Here is a 21,902-nt window from a genome sequence, read left to right on the forward strand (position 1 = left end):
CAGGGAGGCGGCATGACAGAGACGGCGAGCGGTCCGGCACGAGGTTCCCGAGCGAAGGGCGCCAAAGCCACCAAGGGGCTGCGTATCGAGCGCATCCACACCACCCCTGGCGTGCACCCGTACGACGAGGTGGCCTGGGAGCGCCGAGACGTCGTCATGACCAACTGGCGCGACGGCTCGGTCAATTTCGAGCAGCGTGGCGTCGAGTTCCCCGACTTCTGGTCGGTGAACGCGGTCAACATCGTCACCAGCAAGTACTTCCGGGGCGCCGTCGGCACCCCGCAGCGAGAGGTCAGCCTCAAGCAGCTGATCGACCGCATCGTGAAGACGTACCGGAAGGCTGGCGAGGACTACAAGTACTTCGCCTCGCCCGCCGATGCCGAGATCTTCGAGCACGAGCTGGCGTACGCCCTCCTGCACCAGATCTTCAGCTTCAACAGCCCCGTCTGGTTCAACGTCGGCACCCCGCAGCCCCAGCAGGTCTCCGCCTGCTTCATCCTGGCCGTCGACGACTCCATGGAGTCGATCCTCGACTGGTACAAGGAAGAGGGCATGATCTTCAAGGGCGGCTCCGGTGCCGGCCTCAACCTCTCCCGCATCCGCTCCTCCAAGGAACTGCTGTCCTCCGGTGGCAACGCCTCCGGCCCGGTCTCCTTCATGCGCGGCGCCGACGCCTCCGCCGGCACCATCAAGTCCGGTGGCGCCACCCGCCGTGCCGCCAAGATGGTCGTCCTCGACGTGGACCACCCGGACATCGAGGACTTCATCGAGACGAAGGTCAAGGAGGAGGAGAAGATCCGCGTGCTGCGCGACGCGGGCTTCGACATGGACCTGGGCGGCGACGACATCACGTCCGTCCAGTACCAGAACGCCAACAACTCGGTCCGCGTGAACGACGAGTTCATGAAGGCCGTCGAGCAGGGCGGCCAGTTCGGCCTGCGCGCGCGGATGACCGGTGACGTGATCGAGGAGGTCGACGCCAAGTCCCTCTTCCGCAAGATCGCCGAAGCCGCCTGGGCCTGCGCCGACCCCGGCATCCAGTACGACGACACCATCAACAACTGGCACACCTGCCCCGAGTCCGGCCGGATCACCGCGTCGAACCCGTGCAGCGAGTACATGCACCTGGACAACACGTCCTGCAACCTGGCCTCGCTGAACCTGATGAAGTTCCTGAAGGACGACGGCAAGGGCAACCAGTCCTTCGAGACCGAGCGCTTCCAGAAGGTCGTCGAACTCGTCATCACCGCGATGGACATCTCCATCTGCTTCGCGGACTTCCCGACCCAGAAGATCGGCGAGAACACGCGCGCGTTCCGCCAGCTCGGCATCGGCTACGCCAACCTCGGCGCCCTGCTGATGGCCACGGGTCACGCGTACGACTCCGAGGGCGGCCGCTCCCTGGCCGGCGCCATCACCTCCCTGATGACGGGTACGGCCTACCGCCGCTCCGCCGAACTGGCCGCGGTCGTCGGCCCGTACGACGGCTACGCCCGCAACGCCGACGCCCACAACCGCGTCATGAAGCAGCACTCCGACGCCAACGGCACGGCCGTCCGCATGGACGACCTGGACACCCCGGTCTGGGCCGCTGCCACCGAGGCCTGGCAGGACGTGCTGCACCTCGGAGAGAAGAACGGTTTCCGTAACTCCCAGGCGTCCGTGCTCGCCCCGACCGGCACCATCGGCCTGGCGATGTCCTGCGACACCACCGGTGTCGAGCCCGACCTCGCCCTGGTCAAGTTCAAGAAGCTGGTCGGCGGCGGCTCGATGCAGATCGTCAACGGCACCGTCCCGCAGGCCCTGCGCCGCCTGGGCTACCAGGAGGAGCAGATCGAGGCGATCGTCGCCCACATCGCCGACCACGGCAATGTGATCGACGCCCCCGGCCTCAAGCCCGAGCACTACGAGGTGTTCGACTGCGCCATGGGCGAGCGCGCCATCTCCCCGATGGGCCACGTCCGCATGATGGCCGCGATCCAGCCGTGGATCTCCGGTGCCATCTCCAAGACGGTCAACATGCCGGAGACGGCGACCGTCGAGGAGGTCGAGGAGATCTACTTCGAGGCCTGGAAGCTGGGCGTCAAGGCCCTCGCGATCTACCGCGACAACTGCAAGGTCGGCCAGCCCCTCTCCGCCAAGAAGAAGGACGTGGAGGAGAAGAAGGCCGAGGAGCCCGCCGCCGTCGAGACCAAGGTCGAGAAGGTCGTCGAGTACCGCCCGGTCCGCAAGCGCCTCCCCAAGGGCCGTCCCGGCATCACGACCTCCTTCACGGTCGGCGGCGCCGAGGGCTACATGACCGCCAACTCCTACCCGGACGACGGTCTCGGCGAGGTCTTCCTGAAGATGTCCAAGCAGGGTTCGACCCTCGCGGGCATGATGGACGCCTTCTCCATCGCGGTCTCCGTCGGCCTGCAGTACGGCGTGCCGCTGGAGACGTACGTCTCGAAGTTCACCAACATGCGCTTCGAGCCGGCCGGAATGACGGACGACCCGGACGTGCGGATGGCCCAGTCGATCGTCGACTACATCTTCCGCCGCCTGGCGCTGGACTTCCTGCCCTTCGAGACGCGCTCCGCACTCGGCATCCACTCCGCCGAGGAGCGTCAGCGCCACCTGGAGACCGGTTCGTACGAGCCGACCGAGGAGGACGTGGACGTCGAGGGTCTTGCCCAGTCCGCCCCGCGGCAGACCGATCTGAAGGCCGTCGCCACCCCGAAGGCCGAGGTCGAGGCGGTCAAGCCCGTCCCGCAGCAGGCCCACACCAGCGCCGAGCTGGTGGAGATGCAGCTGGGCATCCAGGCCGACGCCCCGCTGTGCTTCTCCTGCGGTACGAAGATGCAGCGGGCCGGTTCCTGCTACATCTGCGAGGGCTGCGGCTCGACCAGCGGCTGCAGCTGATCCCAGCGGTGCCGGCCAGGGGTGAATGACCTGGCACAGGGCGGTGGAGCCGGCGTACGGCTCCACCGCCCTCGTCCGTGTTCGGCGCCCGGCGCGGGTTCAGGACCTGACGCGCGGGACGGGGATCACCGCCGGCGCAGTTCGCCCATGATCCTGGTGAACGTCGCCGGGTCGTCCTCGAAGCCCTGGACACCGGAGTGGAACGACCACCCGTCGGACGGGGCGCGCACGAACTCCGCGACCGTCGCCGCCGTCGCGCCCAGCACGCCGCCGAAGTCGTCCACGGCCAGGTCGGTGTAGCCCTCGCGGATCCGGACGGCGGGATTGAGCACGCTGACGAAGGTCCGGTGCTCGGAGTGCTGCTGGATGACGACACCGACCACCACGCGCGCGTACCGGGCATCCAGGCGCTGGAGTTCCACGGTCATGACCTCGTCCCAGCCGAAGCCCTTGCCGTCCTTGCTGTCCCGGTTGAGAGAGATGGTGCCGTCGGGGGAGCGGCTGTCGAAGTGCACCACATAGGCGGGGGCGCCCTGTGGATCGTCCGCCAGGTAGGTCGCGGCCACTATGTCCAGGTCGGTGGGTGGTTGCCCCGCCGGACTGGGGTCCCACTTCAGCGCTATCTCGACCTTGCCGATCCCCTTGTTGAGGCCGTTCACCGGACTTCCCCTCCCCGTTCGCGATGTGCCGTCGCCCCGAACTGCCCGCTCATCAGGGCCGGTTGTCCATCCTGCCACGTGCACGTGCACGCTCGCATGGTTGCTCTGCCCCGGAGCGTGACCGACGCCACGCCCGGTGGCCTTACCATGGCGCGGTGCTGGTCAAGTGGATTCGCTGCACCGTGGTGGACCGCCGCGGTTTCGAGCGGGGGCAGCGAAAGTGGGCGGGGCTTCTGGGGGAGCCGGGATTCCGGGGACAGGGCGGGGGCTGGAGCAGGGGACGGCCCTCCGTCGCGCATGTCTTCGCATTCTGGGAGAGCCGTGCCTTCTACGACTCCTTCATGGCGCGCTCCCACGACCGGCTCGCGACGGCGCAGGCGGGCACCTTCAAGGACGCGCAGGTCCGCCTTTTCGACTATCGCTTCGACGTGAAGACGGGCTTCGAACCCCGCTTCACCGACTCGGACCTGCTGCGGGTCGCTCTGTGCCGGGTTCACGCGGAGCGCGCCGAGCACTTCACCCTGATGCAGGAGAAGGTGTGGAACCCCGCCATGGCCGGTTCGCCCGGCATGATCCGCGGGCTGTTCGCGGAGGCACCGGGCCACGAGTTCCTGGTGCTGTCGATGTGGCGCTCCGAGGCCGAGCACGGCAAGTACCGCACCGAGCGCGTGGAGCGGCTCGCGCTCCGCGCCCAGACCGAGGCGGACATCTCCTCCCTCACCGGTGACATCGTCGAGCTCGAACCGACCTGGACGGTTTGAAAGGCAAACTCACCATTCGTGTGCTCTTGAGTGGCTCGTGGTGCAGGATCCGTGTGACCTACGCCGTATGGACGCCGTCCGAGTGCTCGATCGGCCGTCACCCGATCTAGGGTTTCGGCATGGCACGACCACGGCGCATCGTCCTTGTCCGACACGGGGAGTCAACGGGCAATGTTGATGACACCGTGTACGAGCGTGTACCGGACCACGCACTGGCCCTGACCGAGCGGGGCCGGCGGCAGGCGGAGGAGACCGGTAAGACCCTGCGGGAGCTGTTCGGCCGCGAACGGGTCAGTGTGTACGTATCGCCCTACCGGCGTACGCACGAGACTCTCCAGGCCTTCCACCTCGACCCCGACCTGATACGGGTGCGCGAGGAGCCCCGGCTGCGCGAGCAGGACTGGGGCAACTGGCAGGACTGCGACGACGTCCGCCTGCAGAAGGCCTACCGGGACGCCTACGGTCACTTCTTCTACCGCTTCGCCCAGGGGGAGAGCGGAGCCGACGTGTACGACCGGGTCGGTGGCTTCCTGGAGAGCCTGTTCCGCAGCTTCGAGGCCCCCGACCACCCGCCGAACGTGCTCCTCGTGACGCACGGCCTCGCCATGCGCCTGTTCTGCATGCGCTGGTTTCACTGGACGGTCGCCGAATTCGAGTCGCTGTCGAATCCGGGGAACGCCGAGATGCGGATGCTCGTTCTGGGGGACGACGGCAAGTACACCCTTGACCGGCCGTTCGACCAGTGGCGAGATCCGGAGCCGTACGGGATCACCGGATAGAGTGGCAGAGCCATGACCCCTGACTCCTCTCCCGACGGGCGCCTGGAGCGCGCCCTCGCCAGCCTGCGCGGACTCGCGGTGGGGGACGCGCTGGGCTCACAGTTCTTCGTGCCGGTGAACTATCCGCTGCTCCAGCGCCGCGAACTGCCGCCCGGCCCCTGGCAGTGGACGGACGACACGGAGATGGCCTGCTCCGTGGTCGCCGTCCTGGCCGCCCACCACCGCATCGACCAGGACGCCCTGGCCCGCTCGTTCGCGGTGCACCACGACTTCGACCGCGGCTACGGTCCCGCGGTCAACCGGCTGCTGCGGCTGGTCAGGGAGGGCGGCGACTGGCGCGAACTGTCCGCCGCGCTGTTCAACGGGCAGGGGTCCTGGGGCAACGGCGCCGCCATGCGGATCGCTCCCCTGGGAGCCTGGTACGCCGACGACCCCGAGCAGGCGACTCACCAGGCGGAGATCTCCGCCTACCCCACGCACCAGCACCGGGAGGCCGTGGTCGGGGCCATGGCGGTCGCCGCGGCCGCCGCGCTGGCCGGCGCGCCCGGCGGCCCACCGAGCGCCGAGGCGCTCCTGGACGGCGTCATCGCCCTGGTTCCGAAGAGTGCCGTCGGCGCGGGTCTGCGACGGGCCCGGGACATGCTCGACTACGGCGACGCTGCCACCGTCGCGGCCGTGCTGGGCTGCGGACGGCGTACGACGGCCCATGACACCGTCCCCTTCGCGCTCTGGTCCGCCGCGCGCTCCCTGGGCGACTACGAGAAGGCGTTCTGGACGACGGCCCAGGTCGGCGGGGATGTGGACACGACCTGCGCCATCGTGGGCGGGGTACTGGCGGCGGGGAAGGCGGGCACGCCTCCCGGGGCCTGGGTGGAACAGGTGGAGGCGTTCCCCGAGTGGGTTCCGGCGTCCGCGTGACGCTGCCCTGACGCGGGCACGGCCGCCTCCCCGAGCGGGCTCGCCCGCTTCCGTCGGAACGCTCCGTGTCCAACGGGAACTCTGCGTGATCGGTCGCGCGTTGTCCGGTCATCCGCTGTGCGAAGTGGTGCTGCGCCGCGGATGACCGAAGAGGTTGAGCGACTGCGGAAGAGGCTTTGGGGGTGGGGCGTGCGGTGCGTGCTGTTCTTGACCGTGCTCTGGTGGGCGATGGTGACGGGAACCCGGCGGGGGCCCATCAGGGGACGGACGGCCACCCTTCCGCCACTCTGCGGTTCGGAACGGCCGCGTTCGGAACGGCCGCGCGGCCGCGGACGGGCACACGGGATGTCCGTCGGCGACAGCTCGCGGCCGGCCCGTGATGCCTTGTCGTCAGCCGACGACAGGGCCCGCCGTGCCCGACAGGGCTTCGAGGTCGCTCTTGCGGACCCGAATGACCAGCCAGGCAGTCACCAGGGCGAGCGCGGCCATCGCGGCGGCCGGGACGAAGGCCGTCGAGATGCCCTGGGCGAGTACCTCGTGTCCCCACGGAGCGGGAAGTCGGTGCGTCTCGGCGAATTCGGCCTTCTGCTCCGCCGATCCGTGTGCGAGGAAGTCCGGCAGCTGCTTCTCCGCCTCGTCCTTGCTGGCCGAGCCGAAGACGGTCGTCAGAATGGCGAGCCCCAGCGAGCCGCCCACCTGCTGCGTGGCGTTGAGCAGGCCCGAGGCGGCGCCCGCCTCATGCTGGGCGACACCGGAGACCGCCGTGACCGTGGCCGTCACGAAGTTCAGGCCCATGCCGAACCCGAACACCAGCATGGGTCCGAGCACCCCGCCCACGTAGGAGCTCTCCGGGCTGATGAAGGTCTGCCAGACAAGGCCGATCACCACGAGGACGGAACCACCGAGCATGAACGGCTTGGGCCCCAAGACCGGCAGGAACCGCTGCGACAGGCCCGCCCCGACCACGATCGCGGCGGTGACGGGGAGGAAGGCGAGCCCGGCCTCGATCGGGCTGTAGTCCAGCACGTTCTGCACGAACAGCACGATGTAGAAGAACATCCCGAACATGGCCGCGGCGAGGCTCAGCATGATCACGTACGTGCCGGAGCGGTTGCGGTCGGCGAACATCCTCAGCGGAGTGATCGGTTCCTTCGCCCGCATCTCCGTGAACACGAAGGCGACCAGCAGGACCAGTGCGGTACTGAAGGCACCGAGGGTCAGCCCGTCTCCCCAGCCCTCCTCCGCCGCGCGGATGAAGGCGTACACCAGGGATGCCATACCGACCGTCGAGGTCAGCGCACCCGCGATGTCGAAGCGACCGGGGTGGCGTTCGGACTCACTGATGTACAGCGGAGTGAGCACGGCGATGAGGACGCCGATCGGCACGTTGACGAACAGCACCCAGCGCCAGTCGAGCCACTCGGTGAGCATGCCGCCCGCGAGCAGACCGATCGCACCACCGCCCGCCGACACCGCGGCGAAGACGCCGAAGGCCCGGTTGCGTTCCGGGCCCTCGGGAAACGTGGTGGTGATGAGCGCCAGCGAGGTGGGCGACGCGATGGCGCCACCGACGCCCTGCAGGGCGCGGGCAGCCAGCAACTGCCAGGGCTCCTGGGCTATTCCACCCAGGAGCGAGGCGAACGTGAAGAGCAGGATGCCGGCCAGGAACACCCGGCGCCGGCCGAGGATGTCACCGGCTCGCGCGCCGAGCAGCAGCAGACCGCCGAAGGTGAGCGTGTAGGCGCTCACCACCCACGTCAGGTCCGTTGTGCTGAACCTGAGCGCGTCTTGAATGTGCGGGAGCGCGATGTTCACAATCGTCGCGTCGAGCACCACCATGAGTTGGCACGCCGCGATGACGGTGAGCGCGATGCCGGGATGCCCCTCCCGGCGGGCCGCACCTGGTTTCTGGTTCTGAATCACCTGAGAGGTCGTCACTATGGTCCCCCACACATGCATTAGTGAACGGTGGCGTTCACTGTCGCGCCAACGGTAGTGAGTCCCCAGTAGTGAACGCAAGCGTTCACTTGAGGTGCTGCCCATCGACGGCCGCCTCGTCGCTGCCGCACGGCGTCTCACCGCTCCCCGCAATCCCCGCTCCTTCTGCTCGCTGGAGACACTCAGATGGTTACTTCGCGCTGGACGGCCGCCCCCGCTCAGGCCGCCTCCTCCCGCCGGCGCGGCGCGGTACTCGAACGCGCGATCCTCGATGCCGCCCTGGAACAACTGGGCACCGTCGGCTGGAACGGCCTCACGATGGAAGGGGTCGCGGCCGGAGCCCAGACCGGCAAGGCGGCCGTCTATCGCCGCTGGCCGTCCAAGGAGGATCTCGTCGCGGACGCCCTGCGCGCCGGACTCCCCCGGCTGGATGCCGTTCCGGACCTGGGGAGCGTTCGCGAGGATCTGGTGGTGCTGTGCCGCAAGGCGCGCGACGCGATGTTCTCCCGGCCGGGCTTCGCGGTACGTTCGATCATTCACGAATGCGACCCGTCGCAGGTGGAGCGCTTCCACGCGCTGATCGTCGAGGGGGTCGTGGAGCCGACCATCAAGCTCCTGCATGAGGTCATCGGCCGTGGAATTGAGCGGGGAGAGGTTCGCCCCGGTGCGGCGAACGGCTATGTCCTGGACGCCATCCCGGCCATGATGATGTACCGGTCAAAGATGTGCATCAGTGAATGGACAGATCAGGATCTCGAAGAGATGGTCGACCAGCTCATGCTGCCGCTGCTCAGGCCGGACGCGGGTTGAGCGGGGCCTGGACGCGGTCGCCGCCGACCGGGGAGCCGTCACCGGAAACCGGGGTGTCGCGAGGCGATCCCGGCGGCGTACCCTAAGGGCGCCATGCCGTACGAACCACCTACTCACACCGTCGAGCGCTCCCTCCGCGCCACGACCGGAGCGAAGGTCATTGCCGGTGTCGACGAGGTGGGGCGCGGTGCGTGGGCCGGTCCTGTCACCGTCTGCGCGGCGGTCACCGGACTCCGCCGGCCCCCCGTAGGTCTCACCGACTCCAAGCTCCTCTCCGTCAAGCGTCGCAATCAGCTTGCCGTGGAACTGGAGACGTGGGTGACGTCGTACGCCCTGGGGCACGCCTCCCCGGAGGAGATCGACGACCTGGGGATGACGGCCGCGCTCCGGCTCGCCGCCATACGCGCTCTGGACGCTCTTCCGATCCGCCCCGATGCGGTGATCCTCGACGGGAAGCACGACTACCTCGGCGCTCCCTGGAAGGTCCGCACGGTGATCAAGGGTGACCGGTCGTGTGTGGCGGTCGCGGCGGCCTCGGTGATCGCCAAGGTTCAGCGCGACAAAATGATGGCCGAACTGGGTATCGACCATGCAGACTTCGGTTTTGCGGACAACGCCGGGTATCCGTCGCCCGTGCACAAGGCCGCACTGCAGGAGCGGGGTCCCACCCCGTACCACCGGTTGTCGTGGGCGTATCTTGATGCGCTGCCCCAGTGGCGGCACCTCAAGAAGGCCCGTAGCTGGGCGGACGGAAGCGTTCCGGAGATCGAGGGTCAGCTCGGCTTCGACTTCTGACGATTCCGCTCGCACGCATGTGCCACCCGCTGGCGCGAGCCGCACCAACGTTTGATAAATATCAGCCCATGCCTCTCATTCCCGAGGAGCCTCAGATTCACGAGAGTGCCCAGGGTCCCCGCGCCACTCCGGCCAGCGGCCGCACCGCGCCGACCCCTCGACCCGTACCCGGTCCCCGTCCCGCGGCTCCGTCGCGTCCCGGTCGTCCTGGACCCCTCCGGCCCACGCCCCCGGTGCAACGCACGCCACGTGACGGCGCCGCCAAGCCCGGGCCCTCGGCCCCGGCCGCCCCTGCCGCCTCCGCACCCGCCTCGGCGACTCCTCAGGTCCAGCTGATCCCGGCCTCGGCCGACGGCGCGCTGGATGCCGCCGAGGAGGCCGTGGACCTGCTCCTGGACTCCGGCCGCGCCCCGGGCGACGTGCTGGTGATCACTACTGGTGAGCAGCATCCCTGGGCCGCCCACGAGCTGTCCTTCGGTGAAGCGTCCTACTGGGCGCAGCACGACGCGGGGGACGACGTCTTCTACGCGGACGCCGCCGTCGCGGACCGAGCAGGCGTGCGGCCCGTGGTCGTGGTCGCCGTGAACGGCGGTCCCGCCGCCGCTGCGGCCACCGCTCTGCCCCTGGCCCACAAGCGGGCCGACGCCCTGCTGATCGTCTGCGGTGACCCGCAGCAGATCAACGCGGTGCTGGGCGCGGGCGTCTGAGCCGGTCCCGGTTACCCGGGATACCGGGTTCGAGGAGGCGTCGCGGCCGCGCACCTCCACGCCGGGTCTTGGCGTGCGCGACGACGGAGGTCTCGACGCGCGCACCTCGGCATACCCCGGGACGCGCGCTCGGACGTCGCTCCGCTGGGCGCGCCGGGGGAGCCCCCGACACGCGGCCGTCGTACGCGCCGCTGCGGGGATGGCGGCCCGAGCGGCGATGTGCGTCGCTCTTGCCGCCCTTTTCAGGGCTTTCTCGTCCTCCTGAGGGCCCGAGGGCGGCCGGTGCCGCCGGACCATCTGCTCAGCCCGTCAGGACGTCTCGCGGTCCGGCTCAGCGGGCGGCCGCGCGGCGCAGAACGTCCGAGGCGGCACCGCCTGTCCTCGGCACCGGGGGCGGTGCCTCGGACAGGGCGAACGGCTCCGGAGCCGAATCCGCGTTGGGACGGCGTCCTCCACGCCCTTCGCCGAGGACCTGCCAGCCGTCCCGGGTCAGCGTGATGTACGCCCCACAGCGCAGCCCGTGCAAGGTGCAGGCGTCACGCAGCCCCCACATCCAGGCGCCGTCCTCCTCCGTCCAACGCGCGTCGCCCTCACGGCAGTAGAGCAGCACGGCGGTGCGTACCGGAGTGCGGCGCCGCAGGTCGTGCGGGATGACCCGGCGCAGTTGGGCGAGCAGCGCGTTGCGGAACATCCAGCCGTCGGCCGATGCCTGCCGCCGGGTGAACGAAGCGCTGGCCAGCAGCCGCTCGTCAGGATCGAGCACGGCCACCACCGCGGTGGACGGTCTGGGCCGGTGGCGCGTATGCAGCCCGCTGACGACCTCCCGCGGGTTGCGCAGCAGCGGAATGCCGGCCGCGGCCCACTCGGCAGGCTCGAGCAAGCGGTTGGCGGAAGCGGCGGACGCGGACGTCGACAACGATGCCGCCGAGGACGGAGCGAATCCGAAGGTCACGAGCCTCCCTTCGGCTACGGCCCACACTGCGGGCGGGTCGGGTTCGGGGGGAGCGCACACCGCAGCAAGGCCCTACCGGACCACGGACGAGCCATGCGGGGAGCGGAACTCAATTCTTCCTGTCGAACTTGGTTGCGGCAACGAGCAATTGGGGTCACCGACCTTTATGTGGCGGTGCGTGTCTTATATCCCTACCCAATGCTGGTGGGGTGACGCGCGTGTCCGCCGTACACGCCTCGTTCACCTTCTGTGCTGGCGGTGTTCCCCCGACCTCGCGGCCGACACACGGCGAGTCGTCCGGCACGCTGAGCGGGCCTCGCTCTGGTGAGTCACGCTGGTCCGGGGGGTCAGCCCTGCACGGCCAGGACCAGAGGCAACACCCCCTGCGCGCCCGCACGTCGGAGCATCCGGGCTGCCACCGCGAGGGTCCACCCGGTCTCGGTGTAGTCGTCCACGAGGAGCACGGGACCCCGGGCCTCGGACAGTGCCGCAGCGAGTGCCGGCGGCACCTCCAGCATCCCGTCGAGCGCCTTGAGACGTTGGGCGCTGTTGCTCCGGGAAACGGGCGGAGCCTCACCGGTGTACTCCACTGCGCCCAGCAACGGCAGCCGGCCGACGTCCGCGATGCGCGCACCCAGCGAGTGGATCAACCGCGGCCGTGTGCGTGAGGCGATCGTGACCACGCCGACCGGCCGGGGCTGGGCGTCGGCCGCTCCCGAGGCCCAGCCGCCGGGGCCCTTGGCCCAGTCGGCCAGCACACCCACCACGGCCTTCGCCACATCGTCCGGAACGGGCCCGTCGGGCGCCTGGGCAGCCAGCATGGGGCGGAGCCGATTGCCCCAGCCGATGTCCGACAGGCGCCCCAAGGCCCGCCCGGTCGCCGCCTGTTCACCGGCCGGAATGCGCCCCTTCAGCTCCATGCCGATCGCGGGAAGACCCGTCGGCCACATCCGACGCGGCTCCACCTCGACGCCCGCCCGGCCCAGGTCGACGCGGGCGGCGTCCAAGGCCGTCGCGGACGTCTCGGTGGTGTGGCGCGTCCCCGCGCAGTTGTCACAGCGTCCGCAGGGCTTGGCTCCGTCGTCGTCGAGTTGGCGCTGCAGGAACTCCATCCGGCAGTCGGTCGTCGACGCGTACTGCCGCATCGCCTCCTGCTCGGCCCCGCGTTGCCGCGCCACCCAGTCGTACCGCTCCGCCTCGTACGTCCACGGCTGCCCGGTCGCGATCCAGCCGCCCTTGACCCGCTTGACCGCCCCGTCGACGTCCAGCACCTTCAGCATGGTCTCCAGGCGGGAGCGGCGCAGCTCCACCAGGGGTTCCAGGGCGGGCAGCGACACGGGGCCGTTCGCGCGCGCGAGGACGTCGAGTGTGCGGCGCACCAGCTCCTCCGAGGGGAAGGCGAGCGACGCGAAGTACTCCCAGATCGCCTCGTCCTCCTTCCCGGGCAGCAGGAGCACCTCCGCGTGCTCGACCCCTCGTCCGGCACGGCCCACCTGCTGGTAGTAGGCGATGGGGGAGGAGGGCGAGCCGAGGTGGACGACGAAACCCAGGTCGGGCTTGTCGAACCCCATCCCGAGCGCGGACGTGGCGACCAGGGCCTTGACCTTGTTGGCGAGCAGGTCGTCCTCGGCCTGCTGCCGGTCGGCGTTCTCCGTCCTGCCCGTGTACGAGGCGACGGTGTGCCCGCGCTGTCGGAGGAAGGCGGTGACCTCTTCGGCGGCGGCGACGGTGAGGGTGTAGATGATCCCGGAGCCCGGCAGCTCGTCGAGGTGGTCGGCGAGCCAGGCCATCCGGTGCGCGGCGTCCGGCAGCCGCAGCACGCCCAGGGTGAGGCTCTCGCGGTCGAGCGGGCCGCGCAGCACCAGGGCGTCCGAGGTGCCTCCGGTGCCGAGCTGTTCTGCCACGTCGGCGGTCACGCGCGCGTTGGCGGTCGCGGTCGTCGCGAGTACGGGGACGCCTGGTGGGAGGTCGGTGAGCATGGTGCGCAGCCGCCGGTAGTCGGGGCGGAAGTCGTGACCCCAGTCGGAGATGCAGTGGGCCTCGTCGACCACGAGCAGTCCGGTGGTGGCGGCCAGTTCGGGGAGGACCTGGTCGCGGAAGTCCGGGTTGTTGAGCCGCTCCGGGCTGACCAGCAGGACGTCGACCTCCCCTGCGGCGATCTCGGCCTGGACGGTCTCCCATTCCTCGGTGTTCGAGGAGTTGATGGTCCGTGCGTGGATGCCGGCCCGGGCCGCGGCCTCGACCTGGTTGCGCATGAGGGCGAGCAGGGGAGAGACGATCACGGTGGGTCCCGAGCCGCGCGCCCGGAGCAGCGAGGTCGCCACGAAATACACGGCGGACTTGCCCCATCCCGTGCGCTGGACGACCAGCGCCCGGCGCCGCTCGGCGACCAGCGCCTCGATCGCCCGCCACTGGTCCTCGCGCAGTCGGGCCGTGCCGGTGGCGTCGCCGACGAGACGGGCGAGGACGGCATCGGCGTCGGCCCGGAGATCCGCGTTGCTCGTGTGCTCCATGCGTCCATACAACAGGACGGCACTGACAATCCGGTCATCGGCGGCCGCCACCCGAATGGCGTGACGTGTCCCTGACCGGACTTATCCACAGGCTCAAGCGGAATCCGGCGATCCGCGAGATCGTCGCCGCATGACGAATCACAGCGAAACGGCTGGACCCTTCGAGAACGGCGACATCACCGGCGATGACGGATGTGACGGACCTGCGTCGTACGACGGCCAGGCAGCGCAGGAGGGCCGTGTCCCGTACGAGGGACGCTCACCGTACGACGACGGGCCCGCACACCAGGTGACCCTGCGCACCCCGGCCGAGCTGGCCGACGCCCTGCCCTATCTGCTGGGGTACCGGCCCGAGGACAGCATCGTCCTGGTCGCCCTGCACGACCGGGGCGGGCGGGGGCGGTTCGGAGGCCGGGCCCGACTCGGCATTCCCGCGAACCCGGACGACTGGGGCGTCGTGGCCCGACAGCTGGCGCAGGGGCTCGTGACGGGCAGCGAACGCAGGGGTGCCCGCCCCGCGCAGATGGTCGCCTACCTCTGCCAGGAGCCGGCGAAGGGCGAGACGGGTCAGCAGGTCATGGAACGGCTGCAACCGCTGGCCCAGCAGCTCCGTCTCGAGTGCGGTCGGCTCGACATCCCCGTGATCGAGGCACTGTGCATCTCCGACGGCCGCTTCTGGTCGTACTGCTGCGCGGGAAAGGGCTGTTGCCCGGTCGAGGGCGTGCCGATGGGCCTGCCCGGCACCTCCGTGCTGGCCGCGGCGGCCACCTACGCCGGGATCCAGGTCCGAGGCACTCTGAGGGAGTTGCGGGCCCGTCTACTTCCCCTGGAGACCGGCGCCGCGCTGGAGCAGGAGGTGGCGCTCGACACCGCCAGCATGGCGCTGGTCCCCCGGATCCTCGACGACGGGAACCGCGCGTCCGTGGCGGAGGAGACGGTCGCCCTGGCCGGACGGGTCATGCGGCGCTTCGCCGAGGCACCACCGGTGACCGGGGCCCTCATGGCGGACCACCGCGACGACGAACTGCTCGCACCCGACGAAGCCGCGGCTCTCATCCTCGGTCTGCAGGACCGTGTGACGCGCGATCGCGCGGCCGAGTGGATGGAGGGGGACGAGGCCGCTCCCGCCCTGCGTCTGTGGCGCGCGCTGGCACGCCGCTGCGTCGGCCCCTATGGAGAGCACGCGGCGGCGCCACTCACACTCGCCGGGTGGGTCGCCTGGTCCAGCGGCGACGAGCTGGAGGCCAGGGAGGCCCTCGCCATGGCCCTGGGCGCGGATCCGGGTTACCTCTTCGCACGCCTCCTGCACCAGGCGTGCAACGAGGGCCTCGACCCGGAGTCGGTCCGACGGTGCCTGCGCGCCGAGCGCGACGGTCGTGGGCGGAGGACCGAGGCGGGGGCCGAGTGGTCGCCCGAGGACGAGCGCGATGCGGGGGCGAAGGAGCCGTGCGGCACGGAGTACGCCGCTCGGCTCGACGGATCTGACGGGGGCGCTGGGCGCGACGGAGGCGGTGAACCGGGTGTTCCCGACCACCCCGACGTGGTGACCGATGTCGCGGCAGCGGACCCGCGGAGCGCGACCGGACGGGAGGCCGGGCCGTCGCCCGCACCGGTGGGGGGCCGCCGACGTCGCCGCACCCGCTCCGAGGGTGCCGGCGGCGGCCTCCCGCGAGCGGAGGCAGGCGGAGCGGATGGGCGGCGAGCCGACGCGCTCCGCCCCCGTACGCCGCTGCGCGCCACGCGTCCCGCCTCACCCGGACGGGGCGAGTCCCGCCCCCGTACGCGCGCTGTGGGCAAGGCCCCCGCACGGCGACGCGGCAACTGTGCGGGAGGGGTGCGGGCCGAAGGCGGTGAGACCGGGGAGAAGGAGTGAGGCTCCTGTCGAAGTGATCCCGGGCGATCCGGATACGACCCCGGGCGATCCGGATACGACCCCGGCGAACTTGGTACGACGCTGGGCGATGTCCTCGTGCCGCCGCAGCCGGTGGCCGCACGGCTGATCATCCTCCAGGACGCCGGGTGACCGGACGGAGCGGCGGCCGGCAGCGTCTGGCTGCCGGCCATACCACCTGCGCGGCCATTTGTGGAGCCCTCCGACTCTGAGCGTGACCTGGGGGAGCCCCGCTCCGTTCACCTGAGTGGCGGAATGCCCGCACGGGGTGTGCCGCCGCAGCGCACCTGCCCTGCCGGAGCCTTGCGCCGGCGCGACCATGCCCGAGGCGCACAGAGAGCAGAAGAAGTCACCACATGCATCAGCCGACTCCGCCCTCCGCCGCCGACGAACGCCCCGCCCTCGACAGGTTCGTGCCCCTTCCCGGGGCAGATACCGACCGGCCGCCGGGGGACAACGGACCCGGACGCCATGGGATCGGAGTGCAGGGGACCGACCACTCCTGGCGCGCTGCGCCCCCCGCCGGCTCGGAGGGGGCTGCCCGCCCGTCCGCGGATCAGGAGACCCGTGGGGCGTATGCCTTTCCACCGCCTGCCTTCCCACCGCCCGGCGCAGCGCGTCGCCCTGCTTCCGGCCCGCCCGCGGGCGCCGCGTCACGGGCCACGCCGGCACCGCGCCGCCCCACCGACCTGCCTCCCGCCCACACGGCGATGATCTGCGTCGCCCTACCGGGCCTCGCCATCTCCACGGAACAGGGGCAGCTGACCGGGCGCGGACTGGAGGGGTACTACCGGGCGGGTCGGCGGATCCTGTCCCGGTGCCAGGTGCGGGTGGCGGGGCGCGAGCCGCTCGTCGTCCAGGCCCGGATGACCTCGGCCGACCGCGTTCGTTTCGTCGGCACGCTGCGGTCCACACCGCACGGTGGCCCGGACCCGGACGTCGTGGTCGAGCGGACCCGCTCAGCGGACGGCACAGAGCGGATCACGCTGCACAGCGCCGCCACCCGTCCGCTGCGCCTGCCGGTGGAGGTCGCCCTCGGCACGGACCTGGCCGACCTCGGCACGATCGCGGCCGGCGCTGCCGGGTCCGAACTGCCCGCCAGCGTGCAGGACTCCGGACTGCGCTGGTCCTGCGCCACAGGGACCTCGTACGTCACGGCGGAGCCCCCGCCCGCCGACGCGCTCGCCTCCGCGGGACTCCTGCGCTGGGACTTCGACGTGGTACCCGGCGGCAGCGTGACCGTGGAGCTGAGAGTCCGTCTGGACGGTGCGGGTCCGGTCCGGGCCGTGGGCCGCGCCGCGACGAATCCCGTGGCTCCCGCACAGGCGACGGGAGACGACCCCCGCGTCTCCGTGCTGCTGAGTACGAGCATCGAGGACCTGCAGGCCCTGCTGGTGCGCGACCCCGCCCACCCCATGGACACGCACCTCGCGGCGGGAGCACCGTGGCGCTGCGGTCTGGCGCCGACCGACGCCCTCGCCGCTGCCCGTATGACGCTGCCCCTCGGCACCCGGCTCGCCGCAGGCACACTCCGCACCCTCGCCCGCACTCAGGTGACGGGCCAGCCGCCGCGGAGCGGCCTGATCCCCGGCCCGCGGCGGGACGCGGGCACCCACCTCCCGCCGGGCTGCACGGCCACGGAGGCCACGCTGCTGTTTCCGGTGGTCCTCGCGGAGGCCCGCCGATGGGGGCTGCCCGACCAGGAGACGGAGGAACTACTGCCGACGGCCGAGCGCTGCCTGACCTGGCTGCGGGCCGCCGTGGGCGAGGGTGCCTACCTGCCTGATCCCCAACCGGGCGGCCCCGTCCGCTGCGAGACACAGGCCCATGCCCACCGCGCGGCGCTGCTCGGCGCCGACCTGCTCGACGCCTGTGGCAGGCCGGGCGGAGGTGAGCTGCGGGACTGGGCGCGGAGGCTGCGGGCCGCATTCGGGCAGGATTTCTGGATCGACGATCCGGGCGGTGGCCGGCCCGCCGCCGCCCGTACCCGGGACGGGCGGCCGGTGTCGCACCTGGGTGCGACCGTCGTCCACCTGCTCGACACCGGGTTGCTGGGCGGCGGCGAGTACGCCCCCGGGCTGCTGGACAAGATGCACACCGAACAGCTCGCCCGGCTCCTCGGCAGCCCGGTCATGGACTCGGGCTGGGGGCTGCGCGGGCTGGGCGCCAAGGAGGCGGGCCACAATCCCTTCGGCCACCGCAGCGGTGCCGTGCGTGTCCACGAGACGGCGGTCGCCGTCGCGGGCCTCGCCGGAGCGGGTTATGAGAAGGAGGCCGGTTCACTGCTGCGGGGCCTACTGGCGGCGGCCGAGGCCTTCGGCCATCGCCTTCCCGAGATGTACGCGGGGGAGCAGCGCACCGAGGGGAGCGCCCCACTGCCGCACCCGGCCGCCTGCCGCCCCGCCGCCACCGCGGCCGCTGCCGGGGTCCTGCTGCTGACCACTCTGGCCGGTATCCGCCCCGACGCCCCCGCGGGGACCGTCACCCTGCGCCCCATGCGCAGCGCACCTCTCGGCGAGATCGGCCTGACCGGACTGCGGGTCGCGGGCGCCCCGTTCTCCGTACGGGTCAGCCGGCTCGGTCTCGCCATGGTGGAGGAGGCGGCCGACGGACTTCAATTGGGAGTGTGACCTCGTATGACACGGAACCGGGCGACAGCCGGATTCGAACGGTGACAGCCGCGCCGAACCCGAGTGGATCAGCCGCCGAAGCGGCCGATGAGGGGAGTGTTTATCGTCAGGAAGACGACTATGATCGCCGCATGCCCTACGACCCGTCAGCCTTTCCGCCCTTCGCCGTCACCGTGGATCTGGTCGTGCTGACCGTGCGCCGCCATGCCCTGTGCGCGTTGGCGGTGCGCAGGGGTGAGCCGCCGTTCCAGGGGCGGTGGGCCCTCCCGGGCGGCTTCGTGCGGGCCGACGAGGACCTCTCCCAGGCCGCGGCGCGAGAACTGGCCGAGGAGACGGGACTGAGCGCCCACGACCCGTCCACCCCGGCCCAGGACAACGGCGCGCACCTGGAACAGCTCGCCACCTATGGCGACCCCAAGCGTGACCCCCGGATGCGTGTCGTCAGCGTCGCCCACCTGGCGCTCGCTCCCGACCTGCCCGCTCCGCGAGCCGGCGGCGACGCCAGCAACGCGCGCTGGGCACCGGTCGAGGAACTGCTGCAGCAGGGCGGCTACGGGCGTGACGGCGAACCGGTCGCACCGCTCGCCTTCGACCACGCGCAGATCCTCGCGGACGGGGTGGAACGCGCCCGCTCCAAGATCGAGTACTCGTCGCTGGCGACCGCGTTCTGTCCCCCCGAGTTCACCGTCGGCGAGTTGCGGCGCGTCTATGAGGCGGTGTGGGGCGTGGCACTGGACCCGCGCAACTTCCACCGCAAGGTGACGGGTACCCCAGGCTTCCTGGTCCCCGCCGGAGGCACCACCACACGGCAGGGCGGCCGCCCGGCCCAGCTCTTCCGCGCCGGCGGCGCCACGCTGCTCAACCCGCCGATGCTGCGGCCCGAGGTCTGATCTCGACGGGGCGCACCGCCGACTGCCACCTGCCGGCCGACGGAGGCGGCGAAAGCGGGTGACGCCCCTTGCGGCCTCACGGTTGGCGTCTTGCGCAATGAGGGCCCTGACGCGGTGCCGCCGGCTGTCCTTCCGTGTCTTGGCCAGCTCCAAGACGCGGTCTCCGCTTGAGGCGACGAACCGACACCGCAGACGTCGATCGCGCCCGTGCGACCAGCCGCGCGATACCCGAAAAACCGGACATAACGCGCTATCTTGCTACGGGTGATCCAGGCCTTCGGACTGACCAGCAATCCCCGCAAGGGCCTTCCGCCCGCCCTCGATGACGTCTCCTTCGAAGCGCGTGCCGGTCGCGTCACCGTATTGCTCGGGGAGCCGGGCGCGGGCAAGACCACGGCGCTGAGACTCATGCTCGAACTCCAACAGGGCCGTGGCGTCACCTACTTCAGAGGGCGCCCCCTGCACCGCATCGCCCACCCCTCGCGCGAGGTCGGCGTCCTCCTCGGTGACGTGCCGGGACATCCCGCCCGTACCGTCCGAGGCCACCTGCGCATGCTGTGCGCGGCCGCAGGCGTCCCCGTCCGGCGGGCCGACGAAGTCCTCGAGGCGGTCGGCCTCGTCAGCCTGCGTGACGAGCGACTCGGCACGCTCTCCCGCGGCATGGACCGCCGACTCGGTCTGGCCTGTGCCCTCCTCGCCGACCCGCACACCCTCGTACTCGACGACCCGGCCGACGGACTCTCCGAGCGCGAAAGCCGTTGGCTGCACGGCATGCTGCGCGCGCACGCGGCCCAGGGCGGCACCGTCCTGTCGACCACGGCCGACCCCAAGGAAGCCACGCGCACGGCCGACCGGGTCGTCACCCTGGACCAGGGAAGGCTCGTCGCCGACCAGGAGGTCAGCGAGTTCGCCCGCACCCGGCTGCGCCCCCGTGTCGCCGTCCGCAGCCCCCATGCCGCCCGTCTGGCCACCCTGCTCACCAAGGAGGCCCGTACCGCCCACCGTTCCGTCGAGGTGGTGCAGGAGGGCGGCAACCGGCTCTCCGTGTACGGCAGCACCTGCGCCGACGTCGGCGAAACGGCGTTCCGGCACGGCATCCTCGTCCACCAACTCGCTGATGAGATCGGCGACATGGGACCGGGAGCCGGGAAGGGGGCCACGGAGGAGCAGGCTGGCGCTCGTCCGGCGAGCGAGGCTCGGAAGGTCGTTGTCGTCGGCGCGACACACGCGTCGCACGGGGAGCGACGGTCCTCGTCGGTGCCGCACCAGCCGATGGATCCGTCGGCCGGTGACACACGGGCTTCCGAGGGTGAGATCGACGTAGAGGCCCCCGCATCGAGTGCCGGCGGCACGGCTTCCGACAATCCGTGCCCGGCTCTCGTCCCCACCGCCACGGAAGATCGACCCGCCACGGAACAACGATCCGCCACGGAACAACGACCCGCCGGGAAAGATCGATCCACCACCGAAGGCCGATCCTCCGCCGAGGCACGACCCGCCGCCGACGGGCTCCAGCCCACTCCTACCGGCGAGGCGCAGCACACTGCCACCGGCGAGGCGGAACACACCGCCGCTGACGGGGCAGGGCCCACTGTCACCGACGAAGCGCAGCAGCCCTCCTCCGGCGGACAAGACCAGCCCTCCTCCGATGAGGCACAGCAGGCCTCCTCCGACGAAGAGCAGCTCACCACCGGCCCAGCTGTGCCAGAGGCTGCCTCTGCCGACCACCCCCGCACGCCTGTGGACGCCGTCCCCAGCCAAGTCGCCCGACCCACGAACAGGAAGTCCGCCCGCCCCGCTCCGGCGCGACCCCTCGGCGCCCTGCCAACCCTCCCTCCCCCCATCTCCGTCCGCCCCGCTCCCAGCCCCCTGCGCCCCCTCCGCTACGAACTGCGCCGCGCCTCCGGCATCAGCACCGGTTTCCTCATCGGGGCCGTCGTACTGCTCGTCTCCGCCCTCACCGCCTTCCTCCTGGCCCGCATCGGCCACACCTCACAACCGCGACTGCTGGCCGCCTGGCCCGTGGAACTGCCGCTGCCCCCGGCGGCGCTCGGCGCGGGGCTGGTCGGTGCGCTCGCCTTCGGCGACGAGTTCCGCCACCCCGCCCTGGCCGCGGACCGCGGTACCGTGCCTCGCCGACTGGGCCTGCTGACCGCGAAGCTCCTCGTCACCGGGCTCACCGCGCTGACGCTGGCCTTCCTCACCGTGGGCTGCAACGCCGAGGTGCTCTATCTCGTCTACGGGCGGGAGTTCGCGAAGGTTCCCCCGGACTGGATCCAGCTGAGCGCGAGTTGGATCGCACTCGTGGTCGGCTGTGCCTGGGCCGGTGTCCTCGCGGCAGGTGTCTTCCGGTCCACCACGGCCGGGCTCGCCGCGGTCGTCGGTGTGCCGGTGGTCGGCGTGCCCCTCGTACAGAAGGTCGTGGAGGGCGCGTCCGTGCGGACGGCTGCCGGGTTCTCGGTTCGGTTGCGTGAGGTCTTCCTGCTGCAGTGGCCCTTTGGCGGAGAACGCTATCTGGCCGCTGCGGCCCGCCTGATCGCCCAACCGGTGGGCGGTGCACTGGCGTTGGCTCTGTCCGCTCTGCTGTGCGCGTATCTGATCGCGACCATGCGTAGCAGGGTTCGATGACGACTCTCCGTGCCCGTCCGGTCTCATCATGTGCGCCACTCCGCTTCAGAAAGCCCATTTCTTTCCGATAAGGCGTCAAGTGCGACGGGGTGAGCGATCACCCTTTCGTGTGCTTTTCACCAAAGACCTC

15 protein-coding genes are annotated in these 21,902 nt (G+C 71.0%); 11 read left to right on the plus strand and 4 right to left on the minus strand.

From position 1 onward, the window contains the following. The first annotated feature begins 12 nt into the window (after positions 1–12). A complete protein-coding gene (locus tag ACF1A1_RS31465) occupies positions 13–2,901 on the plus strand; it encodes a vitamin B12-dependent ribonucleotide reductase (protein ID WP_392004396.1) in 2,889 nt (962 codons plus the stop codon). 125 nt (positions 2,902–3,026) lie between these two features. On the opposite strand, the gene ACF1A1_RS31470 is transcribed toward ACF1A1_RS31465, so the two are convergent. Further along, positions 3,027–3,560 (minus strand): TerD family protein, encoded by a 534-nt coding sequence (locus ACF1A1_RS31470; protein WP_392004397.1) that lies wholly within the window; start codon positions 3,558–3,560, stop codon positions 3,027–3,029. Between the two features lie 155 nt (positions 3,561–3,715). Between ACF1A1_RS31470 and ACF1A1_RS31475 the strand changes: the two genes are divergently transcribed. The 3 genes from ACF1A1_RS31475 to ACF1A1_RS31485 all read left to right on the plus strand — a co-directional run bounded on the left by ACF1A1_RS31475 (position 3,716) and on the right by ACF1A1_RS31485 (position 6,018). Further along, positions 3,716–4,321 carry a YdbC family protein gene (locus tag ACF1A1_RS31475; protein WP_392004398.1) on the plus strand — a complete coding sequence of 202 codons (606 nt, stop codon included), beginning with the start codon at positions 3,716–3,718 and terminating at the stop codon, positions 4,319–4,321. 119 nt (positions 4,322–4,440) lie between these two features. Then, a complete protein-coding gene (locus ACF1A1_RS31480; RefSeq protein ID WP_392004399.1) occupies positions 4,441–5,100 on the plus strand; it encodes a histidine phosphatase family protein in 660 nt (219 codons plus the stop codon). A gap of 12 nt (positions 5,101–5,112) precedes the next feature. Then, entirely contained in the window at positions 5,113–6,018 is a 906-nt protein-coding gene (locus tag ACF1A1_RS31485) for an ADP-ribosylglycohydrolase family protein (protein ID WP_392004400.1), read from the plus strand. 390 nt (positions 6,019–6,408) lie between these two features. Here the strand turns inward: ACF1A1_RS31485 and ACF1A1_RS31490 are convergent, their stop codons facing one another. Continuing rightward, positions 6,409–7,956, minus strand: a complete 1,548-nt coding sequence (locus ACF1A1_RS31490) for an MFS transporter (protein ID WP_392004401.1) — start codon at positions 7,954–7,956, stop codon at positions 6,409–6,411. Positions 7,957–8,142: 186 nt separating this feature from the next. Between ACF1A1_RS31490 and ACF1A1_RS31495 the strand changes: the two genes are divergently transcribed. The 3 genes from ACF1A1_RS31495 to ACF1A1_RS31505 all read left to right on the plus strand — a co-directional run bounded on the left by ACF1A1_RS31495 (position 8,143) and on the right by ACF1A1_RS31505 (position 10,268). After that, entirely contained in the window at positions 8,143–8,766 is a 624-nt protein-coding gene (locus tag ACF1A1_RS31495) for a TetR/AcrR family transcriptional regulator (RefSeq protein ID WP_392004402.1), read from the plus strand. A gap of 93 nt (positions 8,767–8,859) precedes the next feature. Then, positions 8,860–9,561 (plus strand): ribonuclease HII, encoded by a 702-nt coding sequence (locus tag ACF1A1_RS31500; protein ID WP_392004403.1) that lies wholly within the window; start codon positions 8,860–8,862, stop codon positions 9,559–9,561. A 68-nt stretch (positions 9,562–9,629) separates the two neighbouring features. Then, on the plus strand, positions 9,630–10,268 hold the full coding sequence (locus ACF1A1_RS31505; protein ID WP_392004404.1) for a hypothetical protein: 639 nt from the start codon (positions 9,630–9,632) through the stop codon (positions 10,266–10,268). Between the two features lie 331 nt (positions 10,269–10,599). On the opposite strand, the gene ACF1A1_RS31510 is transcribed toward ACF1A1_RS31505, so the two are convergent. Together ACF1A1_RS31510 and ACF1A1_RS31515 are read right to left on the minus strand one after the other, a co-directional pair. After that, the gene (locus ACF1A1_RS31510) at positions 10,600–11,220 is read right to left on the minus strand and encodes a hypothetical protein (RefSeq protein ID WP_392004405.1); all 621 of its coding nucleotides are present in this window, start codon (positions 11,218–11,220) and stop codon (positions 10,600–10,602) included. Positions 11,221–11,567: 347 nt separating this feature from the next. Then, complete coding sequence (locus ACF1A1_RS31515) at positions 11,568–13,733, minus strand: RecQ family ATP-dependent DNA helicase (protein WP_392004406.1); 2,166 nt, start codon at positions 13,731–13,733, stop codon at positions 11,568–11,570. A gap of 130 nt (positions 13,734–13,863) precedes the next feature. Here ACF1A1_RS31515 and ACF1A1_RS31520 point away from each other — a divergent pair, with 130 nt between their 5' ends. From ACF1A1_RS31520 to ACF1A1_RS31535, 4 genes are all read left to right on the plus strand, one after another. Further along, positions 13,864–15,606: a DUF4192 domain-containing protein gene (locus tag ACF1A1_RS31520; protein ID WP_392004407.1), complete on the plus strand. Its 1,743-nt coding sequence runs from the start codon at positions 13,864–13,866 to the stop codon at positions 15,604–15,606. Positions 15,607–16,334: 728 nt separating this feature from the next. Then, complete coding sequence (locus ACF1A1_RS31525) at positions 16,335–18,254, plus strand: glycogen debranching N-terminal domain-containing protein (protein WP_392004408.1); 1,920 nt, start codon at positions 16,335–16,337, stop codon at positions 18,252–18,254. Between the two features lie 131 nt (positions 18,255–18,385). Then, a complete protein-coding gene (locus ACF1A1_RS31530; protein WP_392004409.1) occupies positions 18,386–19,144 on the plus strand; it encodes an NUDIX domain-containing protein in 759 nt (252 codons plus the stop codon). 264 nt (positions 19,145–19,408) lie between these two features. Continuing rightward, entirely contained in the window at positions 19,409–21,772 is a 2,364-nt protein-coding gene (locus tag ACF1A1_RS31535; protein ID WP_392004410.1) for an ATP-binding cassette domain-containing protein, read from the plus strand. The last annotated feature ends 130 nt before the right edge of the window (positions 21,773–21,902 follow it).

Origin of the sequence: Streptomyces sp. NPDC014995 (genome assembly GCF_043080745.1) — a bacterium.
In the GTDB taxonomy this organism is placed as follows: Bacteria; Actinomycetota; Actinomycetes; order Streptomycetales; family Streptomycetaceae; genus Streptomyces.